Here is an 11,781-nt window from a genome sequence, read left to right as displayed (position 1 = left end):
CACCATCACCACCGATGCCGCGGGGAAGAAGTGTGTCTTCTTCCGCCGACGACCATGACCTGCCATCCACGGGAGAAGTGTGTCCCGACACGGGAGCAGCCGGCCCGGCGCGGAGCGTGCCTGTCCATGCACGCGAGACCGTTCCCGTGCGCCCGGCGGTGGCCCAAAGGACGACGCAAGATCAGAGCGCCGCGCAGCGTGTCCGGGGTGGGCAGGTCGGGTGCGTGGGGTCGGGTGCGTGGGGTCGGGTGCGTGGGGTCGGGTGCGTGGGGTCGGGTGCGTAGGTCGGGTGCGTGGGTCAGATCGGGTCAGGGGCGGCGCAGGGCCCAGGCGGCGACGGCTCCGGCGGCGGCGACGTTGAGGGAGTCCACTCCCCCGGCCATTGGGATGGTGACGACGACGTCGGCGCCCTCGACGGTGCGACGGCTCAGACCGTCACCCTCGGTGCCGAGGACGAGGGCGAGCCGGTCCGGTGGATCGGCCGCGAGGACGTCGAGACTCACGGCGTCGTCGGCCAGTGCGAGTGCCGCCACGCGGAACCCGTCGTCGCGCAACAGGTCCATGCCCGAGGGCCACGGGTCGATCCGCGTCCACGGGACCTGGAAGACGGTGCCCATCGAGACACGGATGGCGCGACGGTAGAGCGGGTCCGCGCAGCGAGGCGTGACCAGGACCGCGTCCATGCCGAGGGCGGCAGCGCTGCGGAAGACGGCACCGACATTCGTGTGGTCGACGACGTCCTCGATGACGAGCACGCGCCGGGCTCCGCGGACGACGTCGGCGACCGGTCGCAGCTCGGGGCGCTCCATGGAGGCCAGGGCGCCCCGGTGCAGGTGGAAGCCGGTGAAGCCCTCAATGACGTCATGATCGGCGACGTAGACGGGTGTGCCGTCCGCCTCGGCCTGCGTCACGAGGTCCTCGAGGTCGGTGAGCCAGCGCTCGGCCATGAGGAAGGAGCGCGGCTGGTGACCGGCGGCCAGTGCGCGGCGGATGACCTTCTCCGACTCGGCGATGTAGAGGCCCTGCTCGGGCTCGGAGCGCCGACGCAGCGCGACATCGGTGAGTCCGACGTAGTCGTGGACGCGCGCGTCGCTGGGGTCGCTGATCCGGATGGGCACGCGCAGAGGCTAGAGCATGCGGGTCAGAGCCTGCGGGTCAGAGCCTGCGGGTCAGAGGAAGAGCGCGCGGCCGATGACGCTGATGCTCGCGGCGACGCAGAACACGAGGAGTGCCCGGCGGAGTCGCTCCTTGTCGAGCCGGGAACGCAGCGGCGCGGCGGCGGCATACCCGATGAGGATGAAGGGCAGCCACACGAGACCGGAGAGGAACTGCTGCCGGGAGTACTCGCCGGCGACGGCGAGCATGGCTGCCGAGATCGCGGAGCCGACGAGGAAGAACGCCGCGAGCGTGGAGCGCAGCCGCTCCGGCTTCTCGTGCTGCATGACAAGCGCGAGGAACGGACCCCCGATGCTCGTGGCCGTCCCGGAGACTCCGGCGAGCGCCCCGGCAGCCCACGTGGTCGCGGGCGTCTGGCGCAGCTCGATCGTCGTGAGTGACGCGGCGACGGTGACGAGGATGAGCACCGCGACGATGACCGAGATGGCTCTCACTGACAGGAGGGCGACGACCGCGACCCCGAGTGGGGTGAGCATCGTCCGGCCGAGCAGCGCCCACGACAGGGACCGCCACGCGATGTCCACCGGCGCGAGGGACAGCTGGACGATCGGCAACGTGAAGCTCGTGACGAGCAGCGCCCCGGGGATGAGGTCCGGCGCGACGACGACGATGAACGGCGCCGCGACGATCGACATGCCGAAGCCGATGCCGGACTGCACGAACGCCCCGGCGCCGAGCGCCAGCCCGAGCAGGAGGACGGGGACCCAGTCGATCACGCCGGCCGCCCGGTGGTGGTGTCGAGCTCCCTCGGGCGGATCGCGACGAGGAGGTGTGGCGGGACGGGGACCGGGTGCCTCACGAGAACCAGATCATCCGCACGATGGCGACGATGCCGATGGTGATGATGACGGCGCGCAGGACCCGCGGCGGGAGGCGGCGACCGACGCGCGACCCGACGACCCCGCCGATGAGGGCGCCCGCGCCGATGAGTGCCGCAACGAGCCAGTCGACCTGGTCGGGCGCCACGATGATGAAGGTCAGGGCGGCGACGGCGTTGACGATCGTTGACAGGACGTTCTTGAGGCCGTTGAGCCGTTGCAGCCCGTCGGAGGTGAGCGTCGTGAAGACTCCCATGAGGATGACGCCCTGCGCCGCGCCGAAGTAGCCGCCGTACACCGCTGTCGCGAAGATCAGCGCGAGCAGCAGCAGCGCCCGACCGCGGGAGTGTTGCCCGATCGCGGCGGTGGCGCCGCGCGAACCCGCATCCCCGGGGACGGTCACCTCGTCGGCAAGGCCCCGGCCGTTGGAGCCTTCCTCCATGGGCTCTGCGTTCGCAGGGCTCCGGCCGGCGGAGCCTTCCTCTGCAGGTTCGTCGCCGCGGTGGGCGTTGGTCCACGCTGTGATCCGTGGCCCGAACGCGACGAGCAGGACACCGATCCCGATGAGGACCGGGACGATCGCCTTGAACGCTGCGGGGTCGAGCACGAGCAGCAGCAGCGCGCCGACGATACCGCCCAGCAGGGACATCGGTGCCCAACGCAGCAGGATTCCCCGGGCCCCGCCCAGCTCGTGGCGGTAGCCCCAGGACCCGGTGATCCCGCCCGCCACCAGACCGACCGTGTTGGACACGTTGGCGGTGACGGGCGGGTACCCGAGGAAGAGCAGCGTCGGGAAGGTCACCAAGGTCCCCGACCCGACGATGGTGTTGATGGTCCCGGCCGCGATGCCGGCGATCAGGATGAGCGCCGCTTCGGCGGCACCCACCTCAGCTCTCGGACGGCGGGCGACGCGTGGTGTCGTCGTCCACCGGTGGTGTCACGGGCGGTTGGCCCTCGATCCCCGGCTGTCCGGGCACGCCACCCTGTCCGGGCACGCCACCCTGACCGGGCACGCCACCCTGACCAGGGAGCTGCTCGGGACGCGGCTGGCGCGGCGGCACGGGGTCGCCCTGCGGCGACAGCGGCGGCTGCTGGCGGGCCGGCGGGGTGGCGTGCTGCGACGCCTCGCGGGAGGCGACCCCCGCCTGGTCGCGGGCCTCGGCGAGAGCCTGGGCGGGGTCCTCGAGCTGGGTCTCCTCGAACGGGTTCTTCGCGTCGTCCGACGGCTCCCAGTTCTCCTCGATGTCGCCGTCGTCGAACCCGAGCCCGCCGCCGTCGCCGCCGCGGCCGAGCGACCCGCCGATGCCCTTGAGGGCGTCGGTGAGCTCGCTCGGGACGATCCACATCTTGTTGGAGTCGCCGCGGGCGATCTGCGGGAGCACCTGGAGGTACTGGTAGGCGAGCAGCTTCTGCGTCGGCTTGCCGCGGTGGATGGCGTCGAACACCTGCTGGATGGCGCGCGCCTGACCCTGCGCTTCGAGGACGCGGGCCTGGGCCGAACCCTCGGCACGGAGGATCTGCGACTGCTTCTCACCCTCGGCCGTGAGGATCTGGGACTGCTTGACGCCCTCGGCATTGAGGATGGCGGCGCGGCGGTCACGCTCGGCCTTCATCTGCTTCTCCATCGACTCCTGCACCGACATGGGCGGGTCGATCGCCTTGAGCTCGACGCGGTTGACGCGGATGCCCCACTTGCCGGTCGCCTCGTCGAGGACGCCGCGCAGCTGGCCGTTGATCTGGTCACGCGAGGTCAGCGTCTGCTCGAGGTCGAGCGAGCCGATGACGTTGCGGAGCGTGGTGACGGTGAGCTGCTCGATGCCCTGGATGAAGTTCGCGATCTCGTAGACCGCGGACTTGGCGTCGATGACCGAGTAGTAGATGACCGTGTCGATGTTGACGACGAGGTTGTCGCTCGTGATCACCGGCTGCGGCGGGAAGGAGACGACCTGCTCACGCAGGTCGATGTTGGCGCGCACCTTGTCGACGAAGGGGACGAGGAAGTGGATGCCGCCTTCGAGCGTGCGCGAGTAGCGGCCGAGCCGCTCGATGATGAGCGAGGTCTGCTGCGGGACGATCCGCACCGTCCTGACGATGACGATGACGGCGAAGAGGAGCAGCAGCCCCAGGATGACGAGCTCGACCATGTTCTCCCTGCTTTCGTTCTCGGATCAGGACGTTCGGATGTATGCCGTGTGTGGCCGTATGCCGTGTGTGGCCGTATGCCGTGTGGGCGCCAGCGCGGTCAGCGCCGTCAGTGGGGGTCGGCCGCGACGAAGGCCGTTGCGCCCTGGATTGCGATGACGACCGCGTCATCGCCGGGTCGTAGCGGCTGCGCGCCCTCGGCGATGCGTGCCGACCAGGTCTCACCGGCGAGCTTGATGCGGCCGTCGGTGTCGGTGACGGTCTGCAGCACGCGCGCCTGCCGGCCCACGAGCCCGGCCGCGCCGATGTTGTGGTCGGTGACGCCGTCGGTGAACTTGCGCTTGACGATGGGTCGCACGACGAAGAGCAGCAGTGCGGCGACGACAATGGCCACGATCACCTGGACGGTGACGTTGCCGCCGAGAGCGGCCGCGAGGCCGCCGGCGAGGGCGCCTCCGGCGAGCATGACGAAGACGAAGTCGACCGTGGCCGCCTCGATCGCGGCGAGGATCAGGGCGACGCCCACCCACGCCACCCACGGGTTGTCGGTGAGCCACTCCATGATGTTCCCCTTTCGTGCCGGCCGGAGCCCGCGGTTCCCACCCACCGCCGGGTGGGGACACCCATCCTGTCAGGCCGCCCTGCGCGGTGTCCCGGAGGTCACCCATCCTCGACGAGAACGTGACCTGAGCCGCCTGGACCTGCGGGACCGAGTGGGGCCGAGCGCGACGACGTGATGGTCAGGCGCCGCGGGACCACGCGGCATACCGCGCGCCGCGCTGCTCGAGCTCGAGCGGCAGCCCGAAGGTCGCCGAGAGGTTCTCCGCGGTGAGGGTGATCTCGACGGGGCCCTGGGCGACGACGCGCCCCTCGCGCAGCAGCAGCACGTCGGTGAAGTTCGGCGGGATCTCCTCGACGTGGTGCGTCACGAGAACGAGTGCCGGGGCCATGACGTCGCCGGCGATGTCGCCGAGGCGCGCGACGAGGTCCTCGCGGCCGCCGAGGTCGAGGCCGGCGGCGGGCTCGTCGAGGAGCATGAGCTCGGGATCCGTCATGAGGGCGCGCGCGATCTGGACCCGCTTGCGCTCCCCCTCCGAGAGGGTGCCGAAGGTCCGGTCGACGAGGTGCGCCGCACCGAGTGCGTCGAGCAGTTCCCCGGCCCGGGCGTGGTCGAGACCGTCGTAGTCCTCACGCCAGCGGCCAACGACACCGTAGGACGCGGTGACGACGACGTCGCCGACGCGCTCACCGCCGGGGATGCGCTCGGCGAGCGACGCGGATGCGAGGCCGATGCGGGGCCTCAGCTCGAAGACGTCGACCGCGCCGAGCACCTCGCCGAGGACACCGGCGACGCCACGGGTCGGGTGCATGCGCCCAGATGCGAGCTGGAGAAGGGTCGTCTTGCCGGCGCCGTTGGGCCCGAGGACGACCCAGCGCTGCCCCTCCTCGACCTCCCAGGACACGTCGTCGAGCAGGGTCGCGCCGCCACGGACGACGCTGACGCCCGCCAGTGCCAGCACATCGCTCATGGGTCGAAACCCTAGTTGACGTGCTCCTGCCTACGATGACGCCATGCCCGAGCTGCCCGCCTCCGTCCGGCTCGCCCTCTGGGTGACCGCGGCCTGGCGCTCGGGCGGCACCATCGACGACGCCGTGACGTCCGCACTGCCGGACGTCGACGCGGTCGGTGGCGGGATCCGCACCCTCGACCTGTGGCGCGACCTCGGTGAGCGGACCGTCCTCGTCGCGCTGCCCACGAGTGGCGACCTTGCCGGTATGCCGCGCGCGGCACCCGACGCCGTGGCCGCCGCCACCGACGCCGAGGAGTGCCTCGTCGCGCCCGGCCTCGGAGCCCTGCTCGTGCCGGAGTGGTCGACGTTCGGGGCACCCTCGGTCATCGAGAGCGAAGGCACCACGGGACCGGACGCGGGCACCCGCGTCGACTGGACGGCATACGACTGCGAACCGGTGCCGACGCACCGGGTCGAGGCGCTCGACCCCCGGGAGACGACCCGGCTGCTCACCGACGTCGTCCTCGAGACGACGCACCGGCTCGACGAGCTCGGCGGACGGCCCTTCCACGCCGCGGCCGCCCGCGAGGCCGTGCCACGGCCGTCGGCGTGGGCGCTGCCCGACGACATCCCGGGTCAGACGCTGCGAGCCATCACCTTCGCCGCGACGATCGGGACGGCTGCAGCGGCAGGCATCGACGGCCCGCACGACGGTCCGGACGCGTTCACGTCGACACAGCGGCTCGACCTGCTGCGCGCCCTGGCTCGCGCCGCGGACCGCGCCCTCGCCGACGCGACGAACGCCGCCGTGAGCGCAATCGCACACCCACGGACCTCCCGGTGAACCGCGGCCGGGTCCATATCACCGGTGCCAGCGGTTCCGGGACGACGACGCTGGGGCGGGCGCTGGCCCAAGCGTGGTCGGTGCCGCATGCCGACACCGACGACTACTTCTGGATGCCGACGACGCCGCCGTACACGACGAAGCGCCCCGAGGCCGACCGGGTGCGGCTCATGCGTGAGCTCTTCCTCGACCGCGACGCGTGGGTGCTGTCGGGAACTCTCGTCGGGTGGGGCGACGAGGTCGCGCCCCACTTCGACCTCGTGGTGTTCCTGTCGCTCGGCAACGACGCCCGGCTGGGGCGGCTCACGGCGCGCGAGCGGGTGCGCTACGGCGCGCGCATCGACCCGGGCGGTGACCTCGCGGGCGCTCACGAGGAGTTCCTCGGCTGGGCCGCCGGCTACGAGGACCCGACATTCGACGGTCGCAGCCGTGCGATGCACGAGAGGTGGCTGGCGGGGCTGGACTGCCCCGTGCTGCGGCTGGACAGTGGCCAGCCAGTCAACGAGCTGGTCGAGGCCGTCCTGACGAGTGAACCGTCTCCGGGTCAGCCCAGTACGTCGCGGTAGACCGCGAGCGTCTCGTCCCCGATCCGCGCCCAGGAGAACGACTCCACGGCCCGGCGCCGTCCCGCCTCGCCGAACCGAGCGGCGCGGTCGGGGTCGGAGACGGCCTCGACGAGCGCGGCCGCGAGGTCGCCGACGAAGCGATCGGGGTCGACCGGCGTGCCGGTGCCGTCCTGCACCTGCTCGATGGGGACGAGCCATCCGGTCTCGCCGTCGACGACGACCTCGGGGATGCCGCCGGTGGCCGTGGCGACGACGGGCAGGTCACACGCCATCGCCTCGAGGTTGACGATCCCGAGCGGCTCATAGACCGACGGGCACACGAAAACCGTTGCGGCAGAGAGCAATGCGATGACCTCGTTGCGAGGCAGCATCTCGGGCACCCACACGACCCCGTCACGGGTCTTGCGCAGCCCTGCGATGAGGTCCTCGACCTCGGCCTTGATCTCGGGGGTGTCGGGGGCACCGGCGAGCAGGACGAGCTGCACCTCCTGCGGGAGCTCGGCCGCCGCGCGCAGCAGGTAGGGCAGGCCCTTCTGCCGGGTGATGCGCCCGACGAAGATGACGCTCGGGCGGTCGGGGTCGACGCCCTGCCGGCGCACCGTGTCGGGGTCGTCGACCCGCTTCCACAGCTCGCTGTCGATGCCGTTGTGGACGACCTTGACCTTGCCTTCGTCGATGCTCGGGTAGCTGCGCAGGACGTCCTTGCGCATGCCCTCGCTCACCGCGATGACGGCGGCGGCGTTCTCGTAGGCCGTCCGCTCGATCCACGAGGAGACGCGGTATCCGCCGCCGAGCTGTTCGGCCTTCCACGGGCGCATCGGCTCGAGGCTGTGCGCGGTGACGATGTGCGGTATGCCGTTCAGCAGGCTCGCGAGGTGTCCGGCGAGGTTCGCGTACCAGGTGTGCGAGTGGACGAGGTCGGCTCCGTCGCAGTCCGCCGCCATGGTGAGGTCGACGCCCATCGTCTGCAGGGCCGCGTTGGCGTCGGCGAGGGCGTCAAGGTCGGCGTAGCCGTTCGTGCCGTCCTCCCCACGGGGTGGGCCGAAGGCGCGCACCCGGACGTCGATGTCGCCCCGGTCGCGCAGGGCACGCACCAGCTCGGCGACGTGGACTCCCGCGCCGCCGTAGATGTGGGGTGGATACTCCTTGGTGAGGATGTCGACTCGCACGCGAACGACGATAGTCGCGCGGACGGCATACGGAGAGATCCCGGTCACATCGGTGAGCTCACTCCATTAGGTTGGGACCATGGCATACCGCAGCGGTGGACCGAAGGTGCTCGTCATCGTCCTCGCAGGTGGCGAGGGCAAAAGGCTCATGCCACTCACGGCCGAGCGGGCCAAGCCGGCGGTGCCGTTCGGGGGGATCTACCGACTCATCGACTTCGCCCTGTCGAACGTCGTGAACTCCGGCTACCTCAAGATCGTCGTGCTGACGCAGTACAAGTCGCACAGCCTCGACCGGCACGTGACGAAGACGTGGCGGATGTCGACGATGCTCGGCAACTACGTCGCGCCGATCCCGGCCCAGCAGCGCGTGGGCAAGTCGTGGTACCTCGGCAGTGCCGACGCGATCTTCCAGAGCCTCAACACCATCACCGACGAGCGGCCGGACATCGTCGTCGTCGTCGGCGCCGACCACGTCTACCGCATGGACTTCTCCCAGATGGTCGACCAGCACCTCGAGTCCGGTGCCGGCGTGACCGTCGCGGCCATCCGCCAGCCGATCTCGATGTCCGACCAGTTCGGTGTCATCGAGGTCCACGACGACGACCACACGCGGATCAAGGCGTTCCGCGAGAAGCCGACCGACCCCGACGGCCTGCCCGACTCCCCCGACAAGATCCTCGCGTCGATGGGCAACTACGTCTTCGACGCCGATGTCCTGCAGGAGGCGGTCACGGCCGACCACGAGCTGGAGGACAGCAAGCACGACATGGGCGGCGACATCGTCCCGGCGCTCGTCGAGCAGGGCTCGGCCTACACCTATGACTTCAAGAAGAACGTCATCCCCGGTGGCACCGAGCGCGACCAGGGCTACTGGCGCGACGTCGGGACCCTGGACTCGTACTTCGACGCCCACATGGACCTCATCTCGATCCACCCGATCTTCAGCCTCTACAACTTCGACTGGCCGCTGTACACGACGTACGGCCCCTACCCGCCGGCGAAGTTCGTCCACGGGTCGTCGGGCCGGTTCGGTGAGGCGCTGAACTCCATGGTCTCCCCCGGCGTCATCATCAGCGGCGCGCGGGTGCAGGGCTCCGTCGTCTCCCCCGACGTGCGCGTGCACAGCTACACCGAGGTCGACGACAGCGTCCTGCTCGACGGCGTCGAGATCGGCCGCTACTGCAAGGTGCGCCGGGCGATCATCGACAAGAGCGTCAGGCTGCCGGAGGGCACCCAGGTCGGCTACGACCGCGAGTACGACCTCGCCCGCGGGTTCACGGTGACCGACTCGGGCATCACCGTCATCGGCAAGGGCACGGTGGTCCAGCAGTGAGCGACGCGCGGATCGGCGTGCAGATCCAGCCACAGCACAAGACGTATGCCGAGATCCGCCGGCTCGCCGCCGAGCTCGAGGAGCTGGGCGTCGACGTGCTCTTCAACTGGGACCACTTCTTCCCGCTGAGCGGCGACGCGGACGGGCTGCACTTCGAGTGCTGGACGATGCTCGCGGCATGGGCCGAGGCCACCGAACGGGTCGAGTTCGGCGCCCTCGTGACGTGCAACTCCTACCGCAACCCCGACCTGCTCGCCGACATGGCGCGCACGGTCGACCACATCTCGGCCCGTGGCGGCGAGGGCCGGCTCATCCTCGGCATCGGGTCCGGCTGGTTCGCGCGCGACTACGACGAGTACGGCTACGAGTTCGGCACGGCCGGCGGCCGCCTTGACGCCCTCGACCGGGACCTGCCGCGGATCAAGGAGCGGTGGAGCAGGCTCAACCCGGCGCCGACCCGCGACATCCCCGTGCTCGTCGGTGGCGGTGGTGAGCGCAAGACGCTGCGCATCGTGGCCGAGCAGGCCGACATCTGGCACGGCTTCGGCGACGCCGAGACGATCGCCCACAAGCACTCCGTGCTCGACGAGTGGTGCGCCAAGGTCGGCCGCGACCCGTCAACGATCGAGCGCTCGGCCGGGGTGAGCCCGACACCGGGGCGCATGGCCGAGACGGTCTCCGACTACGCCGCGTCGGCGCAGTCGCTGTACGACGTGGGCACGCGGCTGTTCACGACCGGGCTGGACGGCCCGTCGCCGGACCTCGGTCCGGTCCGTGACCTGCTCGGATGGCGGGACTCGCTCCCCGCCTAGCCTTGGTCGCGTGACCTCGCAGCCTGCCCAGCCCGCCCCCGGCACGCCGGACCAGTCCCCCACGCTCCTCGTCACCGTGACCGGTGCCGACCGTCCGGGCGTGACGAGCGCGCTCTTCAACGCGATCGCCCCCACCGGTGCGGTCGTGCTCGACCTCGAGCAGGTCGTCGTGCGCGGCCAGCTCACACTGGGCGTGCTCGTGCGGCCGGCCGGGCACTCCTCGGACGTGCGCGAGGCCGTCGGCCGGGTCGCGGAGGACCTCGACCTCAGCATCACGGTCCAGGACGGACGCGGCGACAACAAGGAGCGCCGCACCGGCCGCGCCGCGGTCGTCGTGCTCGGGGCACCGCTGCGCGCGTCCGCGGTCGCCGCGGTGTCGCGGACGGTTGCCAGCCACGGGGCCAACATCGACCGGATCCGCCGGCTGTCGCGCTATCCCGTGACGACGCTCGAGCTCGACGTCAGCGGTGCGCAGCTCGACTCGCTGCGTCGGGAGCTCGCCCTCGTCTCCGCGGCGGAGGAGGTCGACATCGCGGTGGCTCCCGCCGGGCTGGCCCGCCGCGGGCGGCGCCTCGTCGTCATGGACGTCGACTCCACCCTCATCCAGGACGAGGTCATCGAGCTACTGGCGCGCCATGCGGGACGCGAGGCCGAGGTCGCCGCCGTGACCGAGCGCGCGATGGCCGGCGAGCTCGACTTCGCCGAGAGCCTGCACGCGCGCGTCGCGACACTCGCCGGTCTCGACGTGTCGGTCCTCGATGACGTGCGTGCTGCCGTGCGGCTCACGCCCGGCGCTCGCACGCTCGTGCGCACCCTCAAGCGGCTCGGGTTCACCGTCGCCCTCGTCTCCGGCGGCTTCATCGAGATCGTCCAGCCCATCGCCGACGAGCTCGACATCGACCACGCCCGCGCGAACCGGCTCGAGGTCGAGGACGGCCGCCTCACCGGACGGGTCCTCGGCGACATCGTCGACCGGCAGGGCAAGGCGAGTGCGCTGCGCGAGTTCGCCGAGGCGGAACGACTTCCGCTCGCCCGCACGGTCGCCATCGGCGACGGTGCCAACGACCTCGACATGCTCGCAGCCGCCGGGCTCGGCATCGCGTTCAACGCCAAGCCGCTGGTGCGCGAGCAGGCCGACACCTCGGTCACCGTGCCCTACCTCGATGCCGTGCTGCACCTGCTCGGCATCACCCGCGAGGAGGTCGAGGAGGCCGACGACGCCGACGGCACGCCGACTCCCTCTCCCGCCGTCGACCACGCCTGACCGACACCAGGGTCGCATCGTCCCGAACTCACCCAATTGGACGCTTGGGCACCGTCCCGAACTCACCCAATTGGACGCTTGGGGACAGGCGGTCAGGTATGCCGTGTGGCGCCGCTCCCGTCCCGAACTCACCCAATTGGACGCTT

12 protein-coding genes are annotated in these 11,781 nt (G+C 71.0%); 5 read left to right on the top strand and 7 right to left on the bottom strand.

Going from position 1 to position 11,781, the window contains the following annotated elements:
• Nucleotides 1-308: 308 nt before the first annotated feature.
• The 6 genes from BCF74_RS16590 to BCF74_RS16565 form a co-directional block, all read right to left on the bottom strand.
• Nucleotides 309-1,118, bottom strand: coding sequence for a TrmH family RNA methyltransferase (locus BCF74_RS16590; RefSeq protein ID WP_106299045.1), 810 nt, complete (start codon nucleotides 1,116-1,118; stop codon nucleotides 309-311).
• Nucleotides 1,119-1,169: 51 nt separating this feature from the next.
• Nucleotides 1,170-1,892 carry a sulfite exporter TauE/SafE family protein gene (locus tag BCF74_RS16585; protein WP_106299044.1) on the bottom strand — a complete coding sequence of 241 codons (723 nt, stop codon included), beginning with the start codon at nucleotides 1,890-1,892 and terminating at the stop codon, nucleotides 1,170-1,172.
• Nucleotides 1,893-1,971: 79 nt separating this feature from the next.
• Nucleotides 1,972-2,880 carry a sulfite exporter TauE/SafE family protein gene (locus BCF74_RS16580; protein WP_106299043.1) on the bottom strand — a complete coding sequence of 303 codons (909 nt, stop codon included), beginning with the start codon at nucleotides 2,878-2,880 and terminating at the stop codon, nucleotides 1,972-1,974.
• A 1-nt stretch (nucleotide 2,881) separates the two neighbouring features.
• Complete coding sequence (locus BCF74_RS16575; protein ID WP_106299042.1) at nucleotides 2,882-4,138, bottom strand: SPFH domain-containing protein; 1,257 nt, start codon at nucleotides 4,136-4,138, stop codon at nucleotides 2,882-2,884.
• Nucleotides 4,139-4,245: 107 nt separating this feature from the next.
• On the bottom strand, nucleotides 4,246-4,698 hold the full coding sequence (locus BCF74_RS16570; RefSeq protein WP_106299041.1) for an NfeD family protein: 453 nt from the start codon (nucleotides 4,696-4,698) through the stop codon (nucleotides 4,246-4,248).
• Nucleotides 4,699-4,876: 178 nt separating this feature from the next.
• Complete coding sequence (locus BCF74_RS16565; RefSeq protein ID WP_106299040.1) at nucleotides 4,877-5,665, bottom strand: ABC transporter ATP-binding protein; 789 nt, start codon at nucleotides 5,663-5,665, stop codon at nucleotides 4,877-4,879.
• Nucleotides 5,666-5,708: 43 nt separating this feature from the next.
• On the opposite strand from BCF74_RS16565, the gene BCF74_RS16560 reads away from it, so the two are divergent.
• Together BCF74_RS16560 and BCF74_RS16555 are read left to right on the top strand one after the other, a co-directional pair.
• Complete coding sequence (locus BCF74_RS16560) at nucleotides 5,709-6,491, top strand: hypothetical protein (RefSeq protein WP_106299039.1); 783 nt, start codon at nucleotides 5,709-5,711, stop codon at nucleotides 6,489-6,491.
• Nucleotides 6,488-7,057 carry an ATP-binding protein gene (locus BCF74_RS16555; RefSeq protein WP_106299038.1) on the top strand — a complete coding sequence of 190 codons (570 nt, stop codon included), beginning with the start codon at nucleotides 6,488-6,490 and terminating at the stop codon, nucleotides 7,055-7,057. The genes BCF74_RS16560 and BCF74_RS16555 overlap by 4 nt, the downstream gene beginning before the upstream one ends.
• On the opposite strand, the gene glgA is transcribed toward BCF74_RS16555, so the two are convergent.
• Nucleotides 7,036-8,226 (bottom strand): glycogen synthase, encoded by a 1,191-nt coding sequence (gene glgA, locus BCF74_RS16550; protein WP_106299046.1) that lies wholly within the window; start codon nucleotides 8,224-8,226, stop codon nucleotides 7,036-7,038. The genes BCF74_RS16555 and glgA overlap by 22 nt on opposite strands.
• A gap of 79 nt (nucleotides 8,227-8,305) precedes the next feature.
• Between glgA and glgC the strand changes: the two genes are divergently transcribed.
• From glgC to serB, 3 genes are read left to right on the top strand one after another with little or no spacing between them, the layout of a single operon-like run.
• Entirely contained in the window at nucleotides 8,306-9,559 is a 1,254-nt protein-coding gene (glgC, locus tag BCF74_RS16545) for a glucose-1-phosphate adenylyltransferase (RefSeq protein WP_106299037.1), read from the top strand.
• Nucleotides 9,556-10,371, top strand: coding sequence for an LLM class F420-dependent oxidoreductase (locus tag BCF74_RS16540; RefSeq protein WP_106299036.1), 816 nt, complete (start codon nucleotides 9,556-9,558; stop codon nucleotides 10,369-10,371). Before glgC ends, BCF74_RS16540 begins: the two co-directional genes overlap by 4 nt.
• Nucleotides 10,372-10,381: 10 nt before the next feature.
• Nucleotides 10,382-11,635 carry a phosphoserine phosphatase SerB gene (serB, locus tag BCF74_RS16535; protein ID WP_106299035.1) on the top strand — a complete coding sequence of 418 codons (1,254 nt, stop codon included), beginning with the start codon at nucleotides 10,382-10,384 and terminating at the stop codon, nucleotides 11,633-11,635.
• Nucleotides 11,636-11,781: the final 146 nt, after the last annotated feature.

This window comes from Knoellia remsis (assembly GCF_003002895.1).
Lineage (GTDB): Bacteria > Actinomycetota > Actinomycetes > Actinomycetales > Dermatophilaceae > Knoellia > Knoellia remsis.
The sequence above is the reverse complement of the archived record's forward strand: the minus strand, read 5'-3'. Positions and strand labels throughout refer to the sequence as shown.